Origin of the sequence: Flavobacterium aquidurense, assembly GCF_002217195.1 — a bacterium.
GTDB classification, from domain to species: domain Bacteria; phylum Bacteroidota; class Bacteroidia; order Flavobacteriales; family Flavobacteriaceae; genus Flavobacterium; species Flavobacterium frigidimaris.
Genome location: NZ_MUGR01000001.1, coordinates 17,874 through 39,668, shown reverse-complemented (window position 1 = coordinate 39,668; position 21,795 = coordinate 17,874). Strand labels below are relative to the sequence as shown.

Here is a 21,795-nt window from a genome sequence, read left to right as displayed (position 1 = left end):
TATTATTTCTACAGGGTATTTTTTCAGCAATAACCCCTGTGTTTACTGGGGGTACAAAAAGGTACAACAAAAGTTGTACTTGTACAAGCTTCTTTGTAATCGTTCCTTTGACCTGTAAATAAATCGGAAAATCTCTTATGCAGATTTATTACAAGAGTTGATGTATAACGATAAATGAAAATGATTATGCTTTCAAATATTTCATGGAGTAACTATGCGCTTATAGTTATCGTAGTATTAGTTTTTTGGTACATTTTTATAATACTTAAATTTTATTCTGGTCCGCTCAAAGAATTGCTAAATGGTAAGCAAAAAATTAAGCTGTTTAAAAATTATTCCAAAATGGAGAACAATCTGAGTAACGATATGTTTTCAGAATTTAAAGAACCGTTCGATACTCTGGAAGATGCCAGGGAGCTTTTTGCTAAACTGGAAAAAGCAGTTGCAGAGTCGAGTCAAAACAATCTTTCGTTAACTGAATTCAAAAACTATATAAGATTTATACTTGAAGGATATCCATATGTTAAGAAATCTTCTCTTCGAGAAAAAATCAATTCTCTTATGGTCTCAGAATGCGAAAAGCACCCACAGCTGATTATTACTTACCCGGAAATGGATGGGTTGTGGGATGAGGCCATTTAATAAAAATTTACAGAGGAATATTCCCCGTCCGCGCTTGTGCGGTATGGTAAAATGTGACAATGAGAAGAGCTGATGTGACGGCGGTATTCCTCTGTTATATTATAAAATATAACCTTTAAATGATGGATGATGAAAAAGTGGAGATGGAAATTAAAGAGTTTTTTAGAGAAGAAAAAAGTACTAGCTGCTTCTTTTCTTATGGGATTGCTGATAAATGGAAACGGATTTGCCCAAGACGGAGTAGCCGGAATAAATGAGGCTAATCAAAAGGTTAGAAGTTATTTTGATGCGGGTACAGAATTGATGTATGCAGTTGGCGCGATTCTCGGGTTAATAGGAGCTGTAAAAGTTTATCAGAAGTGGAACGCCGGAGATCCTGATACCGGTAAAGTAGCCGCTGCATGGTTTGGCAGCTGTGTGTTTTTAGTAGTGGTGGCGACTGTTATCAAATCTTTTTTTGGGGTATAATGTCGGTAAGTGTCTACCAAATCAACAAAGGAATCAATCAGAGTATTGAATTTAAAGGGCTCAAAGCACAGTACATCTGGTATTTGGGCGGAGGGGTTGTATTCCTTATGATTGTTTTCGCCGTGCTCTACATTATTGGTATTCCATCCATAATCTGTATTGGATTTGTTGGAATTTCAGGAACCATATTAGTTGTTAAGATCTATAAGATGAGCAATACTTACGGTGAACATGGTATGATGAAAGCATTGGCAAAGAAACAGCTCCCAAAGAATATCAAAGTAAACAGCAGGCGTGTTTTTATAATGTGATAGTTATAGAGCGTTAAAATATAAAATAATGTGTAATGGATAAGATGATAGAGGAAATTTTACCGATACTGGATGTTGAGCACAACTGTATTTTATCAAAACAAGGAGATGTTACAATAGTATTTAAAGCGGAACTTCCTGAGATTTTTACAATGTCTGATCAGGAGTATGAGGCTTTTCATCATTCATGGATTAAAGCGGTAAAGATTCTGCCGAAATTCTGTGTCTTTCATAAGCAGGATTGGTTTTTGGAAAATGGTTACAAGGCTGATTTTACAAACGATGACACCAGTTTTTTAAGCAGGAGCAGTGAAAGATTCTTTAATGAACGATCATTTTTAGATCACAACTGTTATATTATGCTGACTAAAAAGCCGGCAGGGAGAAAGAATTCCAGTTCCTTGTTTTCGACGCTAATTAGAAATTCTCTAGTGCCTGAGGAAACTTTAAAACCGCAGTTACTTCAGGATTTTCTGGATTCGGCAGGACAGTTCAAAAGAATTTTGGAGGATAGCGGATTTGTAAAGCTGACTCAGTTGAAAAAAGAAGAGCTTAAAAGCCAGAGTAGGAAAAAGGGGCTTATAGAGCAGTACTGTTTTTTGTCGGAGAAGAAAAATGAATTTATATTTAATGATGTTTCTTTTAAAGACGGACTGAGAATAGGGGACAAGCACTGCCAGCTTTTTACCATTGGTGATGCGGCTGATCTACCGGGACTCTGCGGATCAAGAATTGATTTTGACCGTTATTCAACCGATAAGACAAAGTTTAGTATCGGTTTTGCTTCAACACTCGGACAGCTTTTATCTTGTAACCACATTTACAATCAGTATATTTTTATCGAGGATTCTCAGAAGACAATCCAGAAGCTGGAAAGTAAAAGACTCAGGCTGCAGTCCCTATCGGCTTACAGCAGGGAAAATATGATTGCCCGTGATGCAACAAATGATTTTTTGAATGAAGCCATTGCTCAGCAGAGACTTCCTGTAAAAGCGCATTTTAATGTATTGGCATGGACACATAATGAGGAGAGTCTGAAAGAAGTAAAAAACAAAGTTTCCTCAGCCCTGGCCCAGATGGATGCGGCAGCCAAACAGGAAACAGTGGGAGCACCTCAGATATACTGGGCGGGAATGCCTGGTAATGCGGCTGATTTTCCAATGAATGATACGTTTGACACTTTCACGGAACAAGCAGTCTGTTTTTTAAATATGGAAACGGGATATCGATCCTCTTTGAGCCCTATGGGAATCAGGTTAGGAGACCGATTGACAGGAAAACCCGTTCATGTGGATATCAGTGATGAACCGGTCAAAATGGGAATCTGCACCAACCGGAACAAATTTATTCTGGGACCCTCTGGAAGCGGCAAATCCTTTTTCACTAACCACATGGTCAGAAGTTATTATGAACAAGGGACACATGTAGTTTTGGTGGATGTAGGCCACAGCTATAAAGGATTATGCGATATGGTGAAGGGATATTATTTCACTTATGATGAGAAGAACCCTATCCGTTTTAATCCATTTTATATTTCAGAAGGGGATAGTCTTGACACCGAGAAAAAAGAAAGTATCAAAACCCTTCTCTTAGCACTGTGGAAAAAAGATGATGAAACATTTAATAGAAGTGAGTATGTGGCGCTTTCCAATTCATTGCAGTTATACTACGATAAACTGGATAGAGAAAGTGAAATCTTTCCCTGTTTTGACAGCTTCTACGATTTCCTAAAAGATGAGTTTGTCAGGATTCTGGAGGGTGATAAGGTAAAGGAAAAAGATTTTGACATTACCAATTTTCTTTATGTATTAAGACCTTACTACAAAGGAGGTGAGTTTGATTATCTGCTCAATGCGACAGAGAATCTGGAGCTTTTAAAAGAACGTTTTATTGTATTTGAACTGGACAATATCAAAGATCACCCGATACTTTTTCCAGTGGTCACAATCATAATTATGGAGGTATTTATCAGCAAAATGAGAAAGCTGAAAGGTATTCGCAAAATGATTTTAATTGAGGAGGCGTGGAAAGCCATTGCAAAAGAAGGCATGGCAGAATATATTAAGTATTTATTTAAGACCGTGAGAAAGTTCTTTGGAGAGGCTATTGTAGTAACTCAGGAAGTGGAAGATATTATTTCATCGCCTGTTGTAAAGCAGGCGATTATCAATAATAGTGACTGCAAAATTCTTTTGGATCAAAGCAAATACCAGAACAAATTTGACCAGATCCAAGAGCTTCTTGGGCTTACGGAAAAGGAGAAAGCACTGGTATTATCGGTAAACAAAGCCAATGATCCCTCAAAGAAATACAAAGAGGTGTTTATTTCTCTGGGAGGAATGTCTTCAAAAGTATTTCGCACAGAAGTTTCACTTGAAGAGTATCTGGCTTATACAACTGAAGAAAGTGAGAAGGTAAAAGTAAACCAGTATGCTGCAAAGTTCGGAGGCGACATCAGAAAAGGAATTTCAGCACTGGCAAATGAGATTAGAAACGGCAATTAAACTTTAGAGAAATGAAAACAAAAATCATTACCTGCATAATCTGTCTTCTGCTAATAAGTACACCGGCAAGACCCGCAAAGAAAGCAGCTGTACTGCCGATACTTGAAATTGTAAAAGCAGTAACTAAGAAAGTAATCAAAGCAATTGACCTTAGGATTCAGAAACTGCAGAACAAAACCATCTGGCTTCAGAATGCACAGAAAAAAGTTGAAAATGTATTATCCAAATTAAAACTCGATGAAATATCCGACTGGACAAAGAAACAGAAAGAACTCTACAAAGGTTATTATGATGAGCTTACTAAGGTAAAAACAATAATTACGTACTACCAGAGAATAAAGGAGATCACGAAGAAACAGACCAGACTGGTTCAGGAATATGAAAGGGCGTGGAATCTTTTTCAGCAGGATTCTCATTTTAAAGAAAGCGAAATACACTACATGAAAAGTGTTTACGATGGTATTTTGGAAGAAACTATAAAAAATATTGACCAGATATTTTTGATTTTAGACTCTTTTACTACGCAAATGAGTGATCTAAAAAGACTTGAAATCATTAATAAAGCGGCCGATGAAATTGACTCCAATTATGATGACCTTATCCTTTTTAACCAGCAGAATATAATGCTCAGTCTTCAGAGAGCTAAAACAGAGGCTGATGTAAATCAGGTAAAACAATTTTACGGAATTCCATAATTAAGCAAAATAATTATGAAAAAAATCATTTTATTATTAGCAGCTGTGCTAATTTTTCCTAATGGAATGAAGGCTCAGGCAAAACAAAGAAAGGAGCTACTGCTCCAGATAGCAGCACTTCAAGTCTATATAGATTATGCAAAAAAGGGATACTCTGCCGTTTCGAAAGGTCTGAATTTTATTGGTGATGTAAAGAAAGGAGAAGTAAATCTTCACGCAGATTATTTTGCCTCACTTCTGAAAGTTAATCCCAAAGTGAAGAACTATTATAAAACTGCAGAAATTATTTCAATCCAGTTTAAGATTATGAAAATCTGCAGAAAAACCACCAGCAGTTTTAAGGCCGCTGAACTATTGCATGGGAATGAACTCGATTATATAGAGAGATCCTTTAAACGGCTTCTTGAAAACTGCGGCGACACTTTGGACCAGCTTATAGTCCTTACAACTGATTCAAAACTTGAACTCACCGATGACCAGCGCATAGAGCGTATAGATGAACTTCATAAGACGATGCTGGATGATTATAATTTCTGTGTTTCATTCAGTAAAGAGGCTGAGATTTTATCTTTATCAAAAGCAAAAATCAAAAAAGATGCAGCCACAGTGCGTAAAATGTATGACCTATAAAATATAGAATCATGAAAAAAATATTCATTTCAGTAGTTATCGCAGTGACATTGTTTCTGCCGTACAAGGCAGGAGCGCAATCAGCAGAAATCCAGCAGCTGATCTTGAATATCGAAAAACTTTCCCAGTTCAAAAAGATTTTAAGTGATATGAAAAAAGGATATGAGCTGCTGTCCAGAGGATACAAGACAGTAAAAGATATGTCAGAGGGAAATTTCAACCTTCATAAAACTTTTTTAGATGCCCTGATGCAGGTCAGCCCTGCAGTCAAGAATTATAAAAGGGTAGGGGATATCGTAAATCTGCAAGTTCTTTTAGTGAAGGAAAGTAAAAAAGGATTGGAGCGGTTTATAAAAAGCGGCAGTTTCAGCCAGAAAGAACTCGGTTATTTTGAAAAAGTGTATGGAAATCTGCTAAACCAGAGCCTGAGAAATCTGGATGAACTGACCATAGTTATAACAGCGGACAAGCTTAGGATGTCAGATGACGAAAGACTTACTGCGGTGGATAATGTTTATCTGGAAATGCAGGATAAGTTATCCTTCCTTAGAAATTTTAATGCCTCATCAAATTTACTGCTGCTGCAACGAATCAGAGAATCAAAGGATGTTTATGCTACTAAAGAACTTCATGAATTAAAAAACTAAAATAATGAATGTTTTAAGAACCTGTAAAAATCTGTTTTTTATAATTGTTATATGGTGTATACCATGCGCTGTTAAGGCGCAGGGACTGGGAGATGATATGCAGAGCCTGCACTCGGTATTAGACCAGCTTTATGATGAGATGATGCCCTTATGCAGTAATTTAATTGCTGTAGGGCAGGGGATTGCAGGATTTGGTGCTATCTGGTATATAGCATCGCGTGTGTGGCGCCATATTGCAAATGCGGATCCAATAGATTTTTATCCTCTTTTCAGGCCTTTTGTAATCGGATTCTGCATTATGATTTTCCCGTCAGTCCTCTCCCTTATTAATGGTGTAATGAAACCTACTGTAACTGCTACCGCTGCAATGGTCTCGGGTTCGAATAATGCTGTTGCAGTCCTTTTAAAAGAAAAGGAAAAAGCAATTAAGGAAACCGATCCGTGGAAAATGTATGTTGGTGCTACAGGTACCGGCGACAGGGACAAGTGGTACAAATATACACACGATGAAGATCCATCTGATGAGAGCATGCTGGCCGGAATTGGCAACGATGTAAAATTTGCGATGGAAAAAGCATCTTACAACTTTAGAAATTCTATTAAGGAATGGATGAGCGAGGTACTTAGGGTACTTTTTGAAGCGGCAGCACTCTGCATCGATACGCTCAGAACATTTCAATTGGTTGTATTGTCGATCCTTGGACCACTTGTATTTGGAATTGCAGTTTTTGACGGCTTTCAGCATACCCTTACAGTATGGCTGGCGCGATATATTAATATTTATCTCTGGCTTCCTGTCGCCAATATTTTCGGCAGTATCATTGGAAAGATTCAGGAGCTAATGCTAAAGCTTGATCTCTCTCAAGTACAGTCCACAGGAGATACTTTTTTCAGCAGGACCGATATGGCTTACCTCATATTTATGATCATCGGCATTATAGGATACTTTACGGTTCCCTCAGTAGCTAATTATATTGTACATGCGGCAGGAGGTGGCGCTTTAGGGCAAAAAGTTACAAGTTTATTCGGAAGTTCATCAAGCACGATGGTAACCAGAACAACGCAGGGAGCTGGAATGGTTCTCGATGCAATGGGTGATGCTGATACCAGAATGACCAGAAGTATGTCATCTTCGGCTGGAAGCAGTCCTTATTTTGTGGAGAAAGGAAATTATATGAGCGACAAGCTTAAAGGAAATTCATAATAAACTTAAAAGAACCGCTCATGTTTACTAAAATGAAAAATATAGATACAGCATTTCGATATGTTAGAGGATTTACAATGCTGGTAATTGTGGTGTGCATCATTGTTTGCTGTTACACACTGTATAAGAGCTTTGAATCTGTTGCAATGATGCAGGACAAAGTATATATTCTGGCCAACGGAAAAGCCCTTGAAGCGTATTCTTCGGATCGAAAAGATAATGTGCCAGTGGAAGCGAGGGATCATGTCAAAACATTTCATATGTTTTTCTTCACGCTTGATCCTGATGATAAAGTAATTAAAACAAACATTACAAAAGCGCTTTACCTGGCTGATGACAGTGCAAAAAGGATTTATGACGATTTGAAAGAAAATGGTTTCTATTCCGGAATTATTTCGGGGAATATCAGCCAGACCATCCGAATTGACAGTATTACAATAGAAGTCAAGGAATATCCTTACCGTTTTAAATGTTATGCAAAGCAAAATATTATCAGAACCACCAGTATTTTGAAAAGAAACCTTATCACCCAAGGAAGTCTGCGTAATGTATCGAGAAGTGATAATAATCCACACGGCTTTTTAATCGAACGGTGGGAAACCATTGAAAACAGAGACATCGGTGTTGAAAACAGAAAACGATAAACGATGAAAGCGATCTTTAAAAAACGAGATGAGCCTTACATCTACCCAGAATATTATATGCAACTTCAGAAATGGTGGGTTGAACAAATGACCAATCTTACGGCTGGTCTGTCAAAGACAAAACTGATCATTTTTCTTATTCTGTTTGTGTTTCTGGCAGTTAGTTATCTGACTTATAATATCTGTACAGTAGTTTCAGGGGATACTTCCTCAATTAAAAATACATCTGTAATTTCTAAGGTAAAACCAATTAATGAAACAAATAATTGAACTATGGAAACAAAAACAATATCAGTTAAAGAATCAAAAAAGCGAAAAATGCTTCTTGTTCTGCCTTTAATAACACTTCCTTTTATCACTATTCTATTTTATATTTTGGGTGGAGGCAGTATAGAAGCGGAAACTGCTGAAAATAATCAAAAAAAAGGTTTCAATTTTAATCTTCCAATACCAAAATTTAAGGAAGATTCCACTCTTAATAAAATGAGCTATTATGATCAGGCTGCATCGGACTCATTAAAACTGCTGGAACAGATAAAAAAAGATCCCAATTACATAAATGGTGATAAGACTGCGGAGTTTGACCAGGTATTTAATGAGGAAGATTTTGAAAGAAAGATTTTTCCAAACGGAAGGTCGGCGTTAAATTCAGACCCACTTCAGCAGGGAAATGAAAAGAAGGTCTATGAAAAAATAAAAGCGCTGCAAGAGATAATAAATAAACCCAATACCAATGATAGGTATGGTCAGGACATGAGCGAATTTGAAAATTATGGTGCATCAAATGAAACTTCAAAACAAATAAAAACCTTAGAGCAGATGATGTCTTCAATGGCAACTGCTCAGGAGCCTGACCCAGAACTTCAACAACTTGGAGGTATGCTTGAGAATATATTGGATATCCAACATCCAAGCCGCGTAGAGGAAAGATTAAAACAGTCTTCTGACAATAGAAAAGGGAAAATTTATAGTGTTAACAGAAAAAAAGAAATCAATATTACAACGTCCCTAGAGCAGAAGATAGGTACTGCAACCAATTTAAAAGGGAATTCATTCTATGGAGTAGATGAAACGTTAGAATCTGAAAGCCAGCCCAATTCAATTGAGGCGGTAATTCATGAAACTCAGACCATTGTAAATGGATCTATTGTAAAGTTGCGGCTCCGTGTTGATGTTATGCTGCAGGGTACATTAATTCCTAAAAATACATTTCTGTATGGGACCGCATCTTTGAAAGGCGAAAGGCTTGAGGTGAAAATCAATAATATCCAATATAGAAACTCCATTTTTCCGGTTGAACTATCGGCGTATGATATTGACGGCATCGATGGAATTTATATTCCGGGCGCGATAAACAGAGATGTTGCGAAAGCTTCTGCAGATCGTTCCATCCAAACATTGGGATTGACAGGAGTTACGGATTCCTGGGGCGCTCAGGCTGCAGGCATGGGCATTGAAGCGGCAAAAAGCCTTATGAGTAAAAAGGTTAAGCTGATAAAAGTTGTGGTTAAAGCTGGTTATCAGGTACTGCTTTATGATGAGAAACAAAAGAATTTGAAATAACTAAAAAATATAAAATGAAAAATAGAAATTGGATTTACTTGCTGTGTTTTTTGATTACGGCGGTATCGGGATTTGCACAGTCAGTTGGTAGAAAAACGAACTATAATGCGGATAATCTTAAGAATCTTCAAATTGCTTATTCAAAAACGACTAGCATCGTTTTTCCCTATCCTATTAAGAGCATGGACAAAGGAAGTGCAGATGTTCTAATGCAGAAAGCTAAAGGTGTTGAAAATATTCTATTACTTAAGGCAGGAAAACAGAATTTCGCACAGACTAATCTTACTGTAGTTACAGCTGATAACAGACTTTATGTATTTGTACTAAACTTTGATGAAGAGTGTCCTGATTTAAATATAAGTGCTGATAATCTGGCGGTAGTTAATGATGATATACTCTTTTCAATGGAAAACGAGAACCAAAGGAAAATTGAACAGTTTGCTGGGCTAGCATTGTCTAAGAAGAAAAAGATAAGTGGAATTCAGCGATCAAAATTTGAGATGAAGATGACTGTCAATGCTATTTTTATTCATGACGATATAATGTACTTCAGGCTCATACTAGAAAATACTTCAAAAATTGGTTATGAGATTGACCAGCTTCGCTTTTTTATTCGTGATCAGAAAAAATCAAAACGCACAGCATCACAGGAAATTGAAATAATTCCTCTTTATTCTACAAATAATGCAAGTGCTATTGCTGATAAATCAGAAATGACCGCTGTTTATGCTTTATCAAAGTTTACAATTCCGGAGAAAAAATACCTTACTATCCAGCTGATAGAAAAGAACGGCGGCAGGCAGCTCGAAGTTAATATTAGGAATAACATGATTTATAAAATAATTCGACTATAGGCATTAGGAAATAGTGCCTTTAAATTCCATAATTCTATCATGACAATAAATATAAATGATGTTGAAATTCTGCTGAGTTTGGCTGAGGAATTTGCAGAAGCGGGCTATGTCTATAGTGCCTTTGAAATGGATCGAATTTGTGATGCTGAAAATATCGAGTTTTTTAGAAACACTTGGGACGCGCAAGAATACTGTTTTATTATGACTAATGATGCAGACTATTTTAAGAGTGTAACTACAGAGTCACTTATAAATGATTTAAGGGTTGTTCTGCAGAGCGGAATCGATATTTCGCAGAATGAGGCATTTGATCTTACCGAATTTGCCAATCGGGAAAGGGAAAGAAAAGAATTGTTAGAAAATAACTTAAATATAAATATTATGAATCAGAAAAATTTAGAATACCTGAAAGACCAGTTGAAATATACTGGATTTGGAGAGACGTTCGATCAGGTCCTGAAAGAAAAGATTATGCAGGGTGAGAAGGAATTTAAGATTATGAGAGAAGGAGTATACGGTTCAGATTCTATGAATACGGTCCTGAATTTTAAAAAGTCAGATCAGAGTGATATGTATTTTTTTAATTCGTATCATGTAAATCTTCAAAAAGAAAATTCAAAAGAATCTTTAGAACAAACCTTTTATATTAACGGTAGCGGTGGTAATATTACGCTCAAAGAGGCTTACAACTTAATGGAAGGCCGTTCTGTAAATAAAGATCTAAAAAATAAGGACGGAGAACTTTATAATTGTTGGATTCAAATAGACTTTAAAAATAGTGATGACGGCGGCAACTTCAAATTTAATCACTATCATCAAAATTACGGCTACGACTTAGAAGCTAGTGTTGCTAAGCACTCAATCAAGGAATTGGAAACCCCCAAGTATAAAGAGGATTTGCTGAATTCTCTTAAGAAAGGAAATCTTCAATCAGTGACTTTTGTAGTCGGTGGCGCTGAAAGCAAGATGTATATCGAAGCAAATCCACAATTTAAGACTGTAAAAGTTTTTGATGAAAACATGCAGAGAATTAATCACCGTGAAAGTAAAGAAGAGAAGAAATCAATACTTGAAAATCAATCTGTTTCAAAAGAACAAAAAAAAAATCTTGATACTGATTCAGACTCGTCGGAATCTGATAATAAAAAGAACAGTAAAAAAAGTAAATCTCATTCAATATAAGAGTTATGGAAAGCTTAAAGCCATTGTATAATTTCTTTACTGCGATCGAAAATGATTTTCGTGTCAGTCCAACGCATATAGCAATTTTTGCGGCTTTATTACAATTCAGAAACAGTAATGGTTTTGCAAATCCAATTGAAGCATACAGATATGAAATCACTCCAGTTGCTAAAGTATTATCAGCTTATACATATCATAAATGTATTCGAGAATTGAGTGAGTATGGTTATTTGAAATATGAGCCGTCATCAAAAAAGACTTTTAGAAGTAAAATTTACTTTTTCGATTAAACTAAAATGAATCAAAAGCCCAGTAAGGGCTTTTTTTATTAAATGAAATGAAATGGATAATGAAGATGAAATTAATAGAGGAAAAATTACTCCAGAGAAAGCAATGCAAATGTTAAACTCTGAGGGTATGAATGTTACGATTGAGGAAGCAACTGAAATTTTGTTATTTTTACGAAAAATCGCGCATGCGGTTGTATCTAAATTTTTAGAATCATGAGTATTATTGCAGATTTATACATACGCGTAAGCACAGATGAGCAGGCTGAGAAAGGTTATTCCCAAAGAAATCAAGAAGAAGTTCTTCGTAAATATTGCTCGATAAATTATATCGAGGTTCGAAATGTTATTTATGAGGATCATTCTGCTAAGACTTTTAATAGACCACAGTGGAATAAGATTTTAATTAAATTAAAAAAGGAAAAAAATAAGACGGATCTTATCTTGTTTACAAAATGGGATCGTTTCAGCAGAAACGCGGGTGACGCATATCAAATGATAAGCACTTTAAGAAAGTTAGGAGTGGAACCTCAGGCAATTGAACAGCCTCTTGACTTATCAGTTCCAGAAAATAAAATGATGCTTGCTTTTTATCTTGCAGTTCCTGAAGTTGAAAACGATAGAAGGGCGCTTAATACCTTTCATGGAATGAGAAGAGCAAAGAAAGAAGGAAGATATATGGGTACTGCACCATTTGGATATGCCAATAAGTCAAAAGAAGATGGCACAAAATATATTGCATTGGTTGAACCCGAAGCTTCTGTTATGCGTTGGATATTTGAGGAGATTGCTAAGGGGATCTTCAATACTGAACAAATATTTCATATGGCTAAGAGGAGAGGATTTAAAAGAACTAAAGCTAATATGTGGGGCTTGATACGAAATCCAATATACTACGGTAAAATTTTTGTTCCGAAATATAAGGACGAAGAAAGCATGTTGGTTAAGGGACTTCATGAACCGCTTATTTCTGAGGGATTATTTTATAATGTTCAGGATGTTTTAGATGGCAGAACACGTATTTATAGGCCTAAAATTAAAACCGTTATAGATTTTCCTCTAAGAGGGTTTTTTATCTGTCCAAAGTGCCAGAAAAAACTACAGGGAAGTAAATGCAAAGGGCGACACAAGCACTATCACTATTATCATTGCGAGGCTATCTGTAAATTCAGAATAAACTCTGAAAAAGCAAATAATATGTTTGTTGAAAATCTTAAAAAGTATCAGACATTCCCTGAAATTAGAAAGCTTTATAGTTCAATTTTGTACGAAACCCATCGGGAACTAGCTGATAATGCAGGTGAGCAGAAAAGAAGGCTTTTAGAACAAATTAAGGACTATGAATTACGATTAAGCAATGCGAGAGATTTTTTGCTAACATCAAAAATTGACCCAGATGATTACAAGCTTATAAAAGAGGACTACGGTTTACGAATTACAAACCTTGAGAGAGAATTATCATCAGTAACAAAAGATAAACATAGTATCGAAGAGCTTTTAAATAAAGGAATTGACAATTTAATTAAGATGAACCAAGCATATGTAGACATGGATTTGTCAGAGGCTCGCAGCCTAATTGGTTTAGTTTATCCCGAAAATTTTACAATTCAAGAAAATAAAATACAAACCGCCAGAGTCAACTCAATTGTGGAGTCTATTTACTTGATTAATAAGGATTTGGAAGATAAAAAAAATGGGACAAAAGATGATTTTTATCTTTTGTCCCGTAGAGTGACCTCGACTGGATTCAAACCAGTAACCTCTTGAGCCGTAATCAAGTGCGCTATTCAGTTGCGCCACGAGGCCTTTTTTGTTTGCGATAAGCTTATTTTTTGTAGCTTTGTTGAGCACTTATTGCGGGTGCAAAGATAGGAATAAATGTGAGATATCCAAGCATAAAATAACATAAAAATGAAAAAAAATGAAGATTGAAAATTATATACGTGATATTCAGGGTTTTCCTAAAGAAGGAATTTTGTTTAAAGATATCACTCCGCTATTAAATGACCCAATTGCGAGGAAAAAATGTCTTTCAATTCTGGTTGAATCTTTAAACGGACAAAAAATAGATAAAGTAGTAGGAGCAGAAAGCCGTGGTTTTTTCTTCGGGATATTATTGGCTCAGGAATTAAATGCAGGTTTTGTTCCGGTAAGAAAGCCTAAAAAACTGCCTTACGAGATAATCTCAGCTTCTTATGAATTAGAATATGGTTTAGACAGCTTAGAAATACACACAGACGCAATTAAAAAAGGCGACAGGGTTTTGATTCATGATGATGTTTTAGCAACAGGAGGGACCGCTAAAGCAGTTTGTGAATTAGTAGAGAAATTAGGAGGCGAAATTGTACAATGCAACTTTCTAATGGAACTGACTTTTTTAAACGGACGGGAGAAGATAAAGAATAATCCTATATTTGCTGCTATAACTTATTAATATGTCTTATCATCAAGACAAACAGCAGAAATATATATTAATCATGAAACTATTTTATTCGCTAGCTTTAATTACATTGTTGATTTCCTGTAAAGAAAACAAGGAAATAGCCGCCAAAGCAAATCCTGCTTCTCAAAAGACAAATTCAAACTCAGATGATGCAATTTCCCAATCAATACCCAAAGAGTTTGAAAGTGAAATACGTCCGAATGAAAAATTAAAACTGCAGCAAGTATATACTGATGTAGCCGAATATATGGGATTTAATGAAGGTGGAGATTATTCTTATGTAGAGATTAAAAAGAATAATAAAATAATCTCATTGACTTCTAACTTAATGGGAGACGAAAGACCTGATTATACAATGGGGGATATCTATGAGTTTAAATGGAATATCGACAGTGTATTTATTGCAGGAGACGGAGAAAGACGTGATTTTACGGAATGGTTTATCAGTGCTAAAAAAGTAAAGGACGGAAGTGTCAGTTTATTTAGAAAAAAACATCCTAAGCCAATGAAATATAACTGGTCAGGGGAAAATGCCTATTCAACAGAATTTAAAGACTATCTGTATACTCAGGTGGAGTATTATTTGGCCAATTCTAAAAGCGAACTGGTAAAGGCAGATTTAGAGGATCCTAATATAAATTTGGTTTACTCAATCGAAGAGAGAGCGTTTAAAGGGCGTTCATATATTGTTTTAGGTGTCGCCAAGGAATTTGAAAACCGTACAAGTATAATGCAATGGCTGTACATCGATAATGAAACAAGAATCTTATACGAATATGATTTACCAAATGAAAAATTAGTAGAATTCAAATAATAATAAAAATCAAAAAAAATCCGCCAGGAAGAATACGTATTCTCTGGCGGATTTTATATTTAATACACTTTTTGTTTATCTCAAACTTGCTCCAAGTTCTGTCTCGAAAGTTTGCTGCAATTTAGACATGATCTTGTCTATTTGAGCATCTGTAAGCGTTTTTGTATTGTCCTGAATGGTAAAACTCAAAGCATACGATTTTTTGCCGGCAGGAAGATTTTCTCCTTCGTAAACATCAAATAAATTGACATCTTTCAAAAGTGACTTTTCAGTTTGCTTCGCCAGATTAAAAATACTTTCATAAGTAGTGCTTTTGTCAATCAGCAAAGCAAGATCCCTGCGAACTTCAGGATACTTAGGAATTTCAGTATATTTAATTTTTCCTGTGATGATTTTCAATACCAAATCCCAATTGAAATCAGCAAAATATACATCTTGTTTGATTCCGAAATGTTTTAATATTGATTTTTTTACAACACCCATTTCTACTAATGTGTCATTGTTGTAGCAAATCGCCGTTCCTTCAGAAAAAATATCCGTTTGCACAGGCGCATTCGAAATTTTATCAATTCCCAAACGTGTCAAAATTCCTTTTACATATCCTTTTAACAAAAAGAAATCAGTAGTTTTTTGCGGGTTTGTCCAGCTTTCTTTGTTTCTGTTTCCGGAAACCAATAAAGTCAGGTGTTTGTGCTCTTCGTATCCGTTAAGGTATTTGTGATATGATTTTCCGTATTCGAATAACTTTAAATCTGAATTTCTTCTGTTGATATTATATGAAATAGCTTCTAAGCCGGAAAACAATAAAGACTGGCGCATGGTTGCTAAATCACTGCTCAACGGATTCAGCATCGTAACATTATGTTCTTCTTTTAAGGCAGTTGATAATTTAGCATAAGCTGCTGTGGTCAAAGAATTGGCCATCATTTCATGAAACCCTTGAGAGTTCAATTGAGATGCAATTACATTTTGTACTTTATAATCTTCAGTTCTTGGTGAATTAGAAACAGTCGCATTGAATTTTTTAGAGAAATTAATGTTGTTATAACCATAAACTCTCAGAATTTCTTCGATAACGTCAATTTCGCGTTGTACATCGACACGGTAAGCCGGTATTGTTAAACCTAAACCTGAATCAGAAACACTGTTTACCTTAATATCTAAAGAAACCAGGATCTTTTTAATAGTATCTTTTGGAATTTCCTGTCCGATAATTTTAGAAACGTGACTGAAATTCAGTAAAACAGAAACGTCTTCTGCTTTTTTAGGATATACTTCTACAACATCAGAAGTTAATTTTCCGCCGGCTACTTCTAAAATCAGCAGCGCTGCGCGTTTCAATGCATATTCTGTTATAGTAGGATCAATTCCTCTTTCAAATCTAAAAGAAGCATCTGTATTCAATTGATGTCTTTTTGCTGTTTTACGAATACTTACAGCATCAAAATAAGCACTTTCTAAGAATATAGAGGTAGTCCCTTCAGTTACACCTGATTTTTTTCCGCCAAAAACACCCGCAATACAAAGCGGACCTTTTTCGTCGCAAATCATTAAGTCTTCTTTATGCAATGTTCTTTCAACATCATCTAAAGTGACAAATTTTGTACCTTCCGGAAGTGTTTTTACGATTATTTTTCCGTTAATTTTTGCGGCATCAAATGCGTGAAGCGGCTGTCCTAATTCGTGTAAAACATAATTAGTAACGTCAACAACGTTATTCTTTGGAGTTAAACCGATAGCTTTCAGACGATCCTGTAACCATGCAGGAGATTCCTGAACAGAAATTCCTGAAATTGTTACACCGCAATATCTTGGTGCTAATAATGGCTCTTCAACATTTACATCAATTTTTAAAGTACGCATGTCAACTCTGAAATTACTCACAGACGGAGTAATCAATTCGATGTTTACACCACGTTGCAACATTCCCGCTCTTAAATCACGTGCTGTTCCAAAATGACTCATCGCATCAGCGCGATTAGGAGTTAATCCTATTTCGAAAACTTCATCATTTACTACCTGAAAAACTTCTGAAACTGCTGTTCCGGGTGCCAATGCAGCATCCAGAACCATGATTCCGTCGTGGCTTGTACCCAATCCCAACTCATCTTCAGCACAGATCATTCCGTGGCTTTCCTGTCCGCGGATTTTTCCTTTTTTAATGGTAAATTCAACACCGTCTTTATCATATAAAACGGTGCCGATAGTCGCTACTGGTACCTTTTGTCCTGCTGCAACATTAGCCGCTCCGCAAACAATTTGTACAGGAGATTCTAAACCAATATTTACAGTAGTAATTTTTAATCTGTCTGCATCAGGATGTTTTTCGCAAGTAAGTACGTGCCCTACAACAACCCCTATTAAACCGCCTTTAACCGATTGGTATTTTTCGACTACTTCTACTTCAAGACCTAAATCTGTTAGCAGTTCTGAAGTTTGCTCAGAAGTCCAGTCTGTTTTAATAAATTGTTTTAACCAGTTATAAGATATTTTCATGTTAACTTTTTTATTCTTTGTATAAGGATACAAATATAAGGATTGCGTGCGGTAGTAAGAAACAATTTATTTGGTTTTTTCAAGCAGTTTTTATTTCATATTCAAATCATTGTTGTTGAGTATATTTCATTTTTAATGCTAATATTTTACTAATTAATTATTAAATGTTAGTTATAAAAACGAATGTGAAATATTTGTGCTACTATGTGAATGAAAAGTGCTATTCTGTTTAGGAGTATGAAAGTAAATTTGAAATGAATCAAAAAAATATTATTATGAGCAATACCATCCAAAGACCTGAATTTAAGGCAAAGTACGATAATTACATTAACGGAAAATTTACTGCACCGGTAAAAGGAGAATACTTTGATGTTCTTTCTCCAATTGATGGAAAAGTATTTACAAAAGCAGCACATTCAGGCAAAGAAGATTTAGAATTAGCCGTAGACGCTGCTTACGAGGCATTTAAAACCTGGGGTAAAACATCTGTTACAGAACGTAGCATTTTACTCAATAAGATTGCACAAAAGATAGAAGATAATCTGGAGTATATTGCTACTGTAGAAACTATTGATAACGGAAAACCAATTCGCGAAACGCTGGCAGCAGATATTCCGCTGGCAATTGATCACTTTAGATATTTTGCAGGCGTAATTCGTGCTGAAGAAAGTTCAATCGCAGAACTGGATTCTCAAACGGTTTCTATAGCTTTAAGTGAACCTTTAGGAGTTGTCGCTCAGATTATTCCATGGAATTTCCCGATTTTAATGGCTGTCTGGAAAATCGCTCCGGCATTGGCAGCGGGAAACACAATCGTTTTGAAACCTGCGGAAAGTACACCAATTTCTATTTTAGTATTAATGGAATTAATAGGAGATATTCTGCCTCCGGGAGTTTTGAATATTGTGAACGGTTTTGGTGCTGAATTGGGCCGTCCGTTAGTAACGAATAAAAAAGTGGCTAAAGCTGCCTTTACAGGCTCTACTACAACGGGACGTCTGGTAATGCAATACGCAACAGAAAATATTATTCCGGTGACACTGGAACTTGGTGGTAAATCTCCAAATATCTTCTTTCCGTCAGTGGCAGATCATGACGATGATTTCTTTGATAAAGCCATCGAAGGCGCTGTTTTATTTGCCTTAAATCAGGGTGAAATATGTACGTGTCCGTCAAGATTGTTAATTCATGAGGATATCTACGAGAAGTTTATTGCGAGAGTTATCGAAAGAACCGAAGCTATTATTGCCGGGAATCCGCTGGATAAATCGACTATGATTGGTGCGCAGACTTCATTAGTGCAAAAAGAAAAAATCATGTCGTATATCAAACTTGGTAAAGAAGAAGGCGCAGAATTGCTAACCGGAGGTGATGAAAATCATTTAGGAGGAGATCTTGAAGGTGGTTATTATATCAAACCTACTTTGTTTAAAGGACATAACAAAATGCGAATTTTTCAGGAAGAGATCTTTGGGCCCGTTCTGGCAGTAACTACTTTTAAAACTACCGAGGAAGCTATTGAAATAGCCAATGATACCATGTACGGTTTGGGAGCGGGAGTATGGACACGTGATGCGCATGAAATTTATCAGGTTCCAAGAGCGATTCAGTCAGGTCGTGTCTGGATCAATCAATATCATTCTTACCCTGCAGGAGCGCCTTTTGGAGGTTACAAACAATCCGGAATTGGTCGTGAAAACCACAAAATGATGTTAGGGCAATACCGCCAGACTAAAAATATGCTAATTTCTTATGATAAAAAGAAATTAGGTTTCTTCTAAGAATAAATTACAACCCTTATATAAACCTGAGAATAGTAGGTTCAACAAACGTACTATTCTCACTAATCAATCAAGTATATGCTACCGAAAACTATGAAAGCCGCCGTTATTAGAGAATTTGGTTCTCTTTTGAAAATTGAAGAAGTTGAAGTTAAACGCCCGGGAAGAAATGAAATTCTCGTAAAAGTAATTGCAAGTGGAGTTTGTCATACTGATTTACACGCAGTAGAAGGAGATTGGCCTGTAAAACCAAAAATGCCCTTAATTCCTGGCCATGAAGCCGTAGGATATGTGGTTGCTGTAGGGCAGGAGGTAAAAAATGTAAAAGAAGGTGATGCAGTTGGTGTGCCATGGCTTTATAGTGCGTGCGGTGGTTGTGATCAGTGCATTACCGGTTGGGAAACATTATGCGATACACAGCAAAATGGAGGTTACAGTGTAGATGGGGGATTTGCTGAATATGTGATTGCAGATGCAAGATATGTTGGTCTTTTGCCATCAAATGTGAATTTTATGGAGATGGCGCCAATCCTTTGTGCCGGAGTAACAGTTTATAAAGGACTTAAGGAAACGGAAGTTAAACCCGGAGAATGGGTTGCGATTTCAGGAATCGGAGGTCTTGGACACGTTGCGGTACAATATGCCAAAGCAATGGGAATGCATGTTGCGGCAATAGATGTAGCAGATGATAAACTGGATCTAGCCAAAAAACTTGGAGCAGATTTAGTAGTAAACGCAAAAAATCAAAATCCTGGAGAATTCTTAAAGAAAGAAGTCGGTGGAATGCATGGGGCATTGATTACTGCAGTTTCTCCTATTGCTTTTAAGCAAGGTCTCGAAACATTAAGGAGAAAAGGTACAATGGCACTCAACGGACTTCCTCCGGGTAATTTTGATTTGTCAATTTTTGATACCGTTTTAAACAGAATTACAATTCGCGGTTCGATTGTAGGAACACGTAAAGACATGAAAGAAGCAATTGAATTTGCAGTTGAAGGAAAAGTAAAAGCTACTGTTACTCCGGCAAAACTGGAGAATATTAACGAAGTTTTTGACAAAATGAAGAAAGGGCAAATCGAAGGACGAGTCGTTCTTGAAATTGCAAAAGCATAGCTAAAAACCAAAAAAGTAACAAACTTGTACTCTTATAAGTTTGTTACTTTTTTTTAATTATTATTATCATGATAAAAAGACTTGACGCCACGGATAAAGCCATTGATTTGATAAAAATCCTAAAAGAAAAACACGGAGAACTGATGTTTTATCAGGCCGGAGGCTGCTGTGAAGGCACCCAGCCACAATGTTTTGAAAAAGGAGGATATTATCAGCGTACGGGAGATGTTTGTATAGGAACGATCGAAGATACTGAATTTTGGGTCGACAAGGATTTATTCGAATACTGGAAACATGCGCATTTTACCTTAAAAGTAATTGATGCCTTTGGTGTTGGAGGTTTTTCATTGGAAACCCCTCTCAAAAAAACATTCCAAATTGAATATAGAATTTTTACTGAAGAAGAAGAGAAAGATCTGGAACCTGTTACTTTTATTGAGTAAGTTTTTTAAATTCAAAGACATAAGACAGGAAGGGAAAAGGTTACGCAGCTAAGAAAAAACCTTAGCAACTCAGCATCTCAGTACCTTAATTAATATACAGTAACTGATATTGCTTAGGAGTAATTCCTTCGTGTTTTTTAAACAATCGGATAAAATAATTAGCATCTTCAAAACCGGATAAATAACACACTTCGTTAATCTGGATTCCGGGATTTCTGAGTAATTTTTTGGCTTGCTTTATTTTTTCATTCAAAATATACTCAATCGGACTCATGCCTAATTCTCTTTTAAAAAAGCGATAGAACGATGCAGTGCTCATGCAGGCTTTTTCGCTAAGACTTTTAAGGTTTATATTCTCTTTTAAATTGAGTTTAATAAATTCCGTTACTTCAAAAATCGGATTATTAGATTGAATTGCAACTCCATCATCAATTGATTTTATCGTCTGCGTTTGTATAATGCGGATTAATAATTCCTGCAAAGTCAGGTCAGCCAAAGCATCTTTGGTAATCGAAGTGCCCATACATTCCTTAATCAGCTTATTGATGGTTGAGGCAAGATCTACATTATTATAAAAGAAATAGTTTTGATAATTCAACTGCCAGTACGCATCAGCACCATCTTTTGGGTAACGTTCGTTCAGAAAATTTAATGTTTCTGTGATTTTAGGTTTGTCTATTGCAAGTGCCAGACATTGCGTTGGATTTTCTCTTGAAGCTTCAGGAAAATCAATTTTCATTTCTACATTGGAGGGAATCACAACGGTTTCTCCCGGCAGATAATCAAATCCGGGTTCATCAAAAAGATGCATTACTTTTTTGCCGCGAAGCATACTCGTTACTACAAAATCATTAAATTTTAGAGGAACCAGAGTCGAAGATTCATACGTTTCGAAAATATTGAGCTCACAATGATTTAAAGTATAAACCGTCCTGTTTTCGACAAGTGTTTTTAATGATTTTTCGTTCGATAAATGCGGAGGATGAATTAAAGCACGTTGGTTATTCATTGTGGTTAAATTTTAAGTAAAGTCTTTAAATTTAATCAAAATTTGAATATAAAAATCACATTTAA

Annotated in this window: 23 protein-coding genes and 1 tRNA gene; 21 read left to right on the top strand and 3 right to left on the bottom strand. The window is 36.0% G+C overall.

The features are described 5' to 3' along the window. Positions 1-186: 186 nt before the first annotated feature. The 16 genes from B0A67_RS00190 (at position 187) to B0A67_RS00120 (ending at position 13,398) form a co-directional block, all read left to right on the top strand. On the top strand, positions 187-642 hold the full coding sequence (locus tag B0A67_RS00190; protein WP_123887301.1) for a hypothetical protein: 456 nt from the start codon (positions 187-189) through the stop codon (positions 640-642). Positions 643-840: 198 nt separating this feature from the next. Then, entirely contained in the window at positions 841-1,110 is a 270-nt protein-coding gene (locus B0A67_RS00185) for a DUF4134 domain-containing protein (protein WP_455423283.1), read from the top strand. Next, positions 1,110-1,421, top strand: a complete 312-nt coding sequence (locus B0A67_RS00180) for a DUF4133 domain-containing protein (RefSeq protein ID WP_072953429.1) — start codon at positions 1,110-1,112, stop codon at positions 1,419-1,421. Before B0A67_RS00185 ends, B0A67_RS00180 begins: the two co-directional genes overlap by 1 nt. A gap of 35 nt (positions 1,422-1,456) precedes the next feature. After that, positions 1,457-3,925: a TraG family conjugative transposon ATPase gene (locus B0A67_RS00175; protein WP_072953427.1), complete on the top strand. Its 2,469-nt coding sequence runs from the start codon at positions 1,457-1,459 to the stop codon at positions 3,923-3,925. Between the two features lie 11 nt (positions 3,926-3,936). Continuing rightward, positions 3,937-4,620 carry a conjugal transfer protein TraI gene (locus tag B0A67_RS00170; RefSeq protein ID WP_072953425.1) on the top strand — a complete coding sequence of 228 codons (684 nt, stop codon included), beginning with the start codon at positions 3,937-3,939 and terminating at the stop codon, positions 4,618-4,620. A gap of 15 nt (positions 4,621-4,635) precedes the next feature. Next, the gene (locus tag B0A67_RS00165) at positions 4,636-5,250 is read left to right on the top strand and encodes a hypothetical protein (RefSeq protein ID WP_072953423.1); all 615 of its coding nucleotides are present in this window, start codon (positions 4,636-4,638) and stop codon (positions 5,248-5,250) included. A gap of 11 nt (positions 5,251-5,261) precedes the next feature. Continuing rightward, positions 5,262-5,897, top strand: a complete 636-nt coding sequence (locus tag B0A67_RS00160) for a hypothetical protein (RefSeq protein ID WP_072953421.1) — start codon at positions 5,262-5,264, stop codon at positions 5,895-5,897. A gap of 4 nt (positions 5,898-5,901) precedes the next feature. Continuing rightward, positions 5,902-7,101, top strand: a complete 1,200-nt coding sequence (gene traJ / locus B0A67_RS00155; RefSeq protein WP_072953419.1) for a conjugative transposon protein TraJ — start codon at positions 5,902-5,904, stop codon at positions 7,099-7,101. 32 nt (positions 7,102-7,133) lie between these two features. Further along, complete coding sequence (traK, locus tag B0A67_RS00150; RefSeq protein ID WP_233074059.1) at positions 7,134-7,745, top strand: conjugative transposon protein TraK; 612 nt, start codon at positions 7,134-7,136, stop codon at positions 7,743-7,745. Positions 7,746-7,748: 3 nt separating this feature from the next. Next, positions 7,749-8,015 (top strand): hypothetical protein, encoded by a 267-nt coding sequence (locus B0A67_RS00145; protein ID WP_072953414.1) that lies wholly within the window; start codon positions 7,749-7,751, stop codon positions 8,013-8,015. Positions 8,016-8,018: 3 nt separating this feature from the next. Further along, positions 8,019-9,308 carry a conjugative transposon protein TraM gene (gene traM, locus B0A67_RS00140; RefSeq protein ID WP_072953413.1) on the top strand — a complete coding sequence of 430 codons (1,290 nt, stop codon included), beginning with the start codon at positions 8,019-8,021 and terminating at the stop codon, positions 9,306-9,308. A gap of 14 nt (positions 9,309-9,322) precedes the next feature. Continuing rightward, positions 9,323-10,162 (top strand): conjugative transposon protein TraN, encoded by an 840-nt coding sequence (traN, locus tag B0A67_RS00135; protein ID WP_072953411.1) that lies wholly within the window; start codon positions 9,323-9,325, stop codon positions 10,160-10,162. A 39-nt stretch (positions 10,163-10,201) separates the two neighbouring features. Beyond that, positions 10,202-11,344 (top strand): hypothetical protein, encoded by a 1,143-nt coding sequence (locus B0A67_RS00130; RefSeq protein WP_084074392.1) that lies wholly within the window; start codon positions 10,202-10,204, stop codon positions 11,342-11,344. A gap of 5 nt (positions 11,345-11,349) precedes the next feature. After that, positions 11,350-11,634, top strand: coding sequence for a hypothetical protein (locus B0A67_RS00125; protein WP_072953409.1), 285 nt, complete (start codon positions 11,350-11,352; stop codon positions 11,632-11,634). Between the two features lie 52 nt (positions 11,635-11,686). Continuing rightward, a complete protein-coding gene (locus B0A67_RS24850; RefSeq protein ID WP_198855757.1) occupies positions 11,687-11,851 on the top strand; it encodes a hypothetical protein in 165 nt (54 codons plus the stop codon). Next, positions 11,848-13,398, top strand: coding sequence for a recombinase family protein (locus B0A67_RS00120; protein WP_072953404.1), 1,551 nt, complete (start codon positions 11,848-11,850; stop codon positions 13,396-13,398). Before B0A67_RS24850 ends, B0A67_RS00120 begins: the two co-directional genes overlap by 4 nt. Here B0A67_RS00120 and B0A67_RS00115 read toward each other — a convergent pair. Continuing rightward, positions 13,364-13,437, bottom strand: a tRNA-Arg gene (locus tag B0A67_RS00115). The genes B0A67_RS00120 and B0A67_RS00115 overlap by 35 nt on opposite strands. A gap of 115 nt (positions 13,438-13,552) precedes the next feature. Here B0A67_RS00115 and B0A67_RS00110 point away from each other — a divergent pair. Both B0A67_RS00110 and B0A67_RS00105 read left to right on the top strand, forming a co-directional pair. Next, positions 13,553-14,065: an adenine phosphoribosyltransferase gene (locus B0A67_RS00110; protein WP_072953402.1), complete on the top strand. Its 513-nt coding sequence runs from the start codon at positions 13,553-13,555 to the stop codon at positions 14,063-14,065. Between the two features lie 43 nt (positions 14,066-14,108). Continuing rightward, the gene (locus tag B0A67_RS00105) at positions 14,109-14,888 is read left to right on the top strand and encodes a hypothetical protein (protein WP_123887299.1); all 780 of its coding nucleotides are present in this window, start codon (positions 14,109-14,111) and stop codon (positions 14,886-14,888) included. Positions 14,889-14,963: 75 nt separating this feature from the next. Here the strand turns inward: B0A67_RS00105 and pheT are convergent, their stop codons facing one another. Continuing rightward, positions 14,964-17,384 (bottom strand): phenylalanine--tRNA ligase subunit beta, encoded by a 2,421-nt coding sequence (gene pheT, locus B0A67_RS00100; protein ID WP_072953400.1) that lies wholly within the window; start codon positions 17,382-17,384, stop codon positions 14,964-14,966. Positions 17,385-17,659: 275 nt separating this feature from the next. Between pheT and B0A67_RS00095 the strand changes: the two genes are divergently transcribed. The 3 genes from B0A67_RS00095 (at position 17,660) to B0A67_RS00085 (ending at position 20,721) form a co-directional block, all read left to right on the top strand. Then, positions 17,660-19,165, top strand: a complete 1,506-nt coding sequence (locus tag B0A67_RS00095; RefSeq protein ID WP_072954194.1) for an aldehyde dehydrogenase family protein — start codon at positions 17,660-17,662, stop codon at positions 19,163-19,165. Between the two features lie 78 nt (positions 19,166-19,243). Next, positions 19,244-20,278 carry an alcohol dehydrogenase AdhP gene (gene adhP, locus B0A67_RS00090; protein WP_072953399.1) on the top strand — a complete coding sequence of 345 codons (1,035 nt, stop codon included), beginning with the start codon at positions 19,244-19,246 and terminating at the stop codon, positions 20,276-20,278. Positions 20,279-20,346: 68 nt separating this feature from the next. Continuing rightward, the gene (locus B0A67_RS00085) at positions 20,347-20,721 is read left to right on the top strand and encodes a DUF779 domain-containing protein (protein WP_072953398.1); all 375 of its coding nucleotides are present in this window, start codon (positions 20,347-20,349) and stop codon (positions 20,719-20,721) included. Positions 20,722-20,806: 85 nt separating this feature from the next. Here the strand turns inward: B0A67_RS00085 and B0A67_RS00080 are convergent, their stop codons facing one another. Next, a complete protein-coding gene (locus tag B0A67_RS00080; protein ID WP_072953396.1) occupies positions 20,807-21,730 on the bottom strand; it encodes an AraC family transcriptional regulator in 924 nt (307 codons plus the stop codon). Positions 21,731-21,795 lie beyond the last annotated feature (65 nt).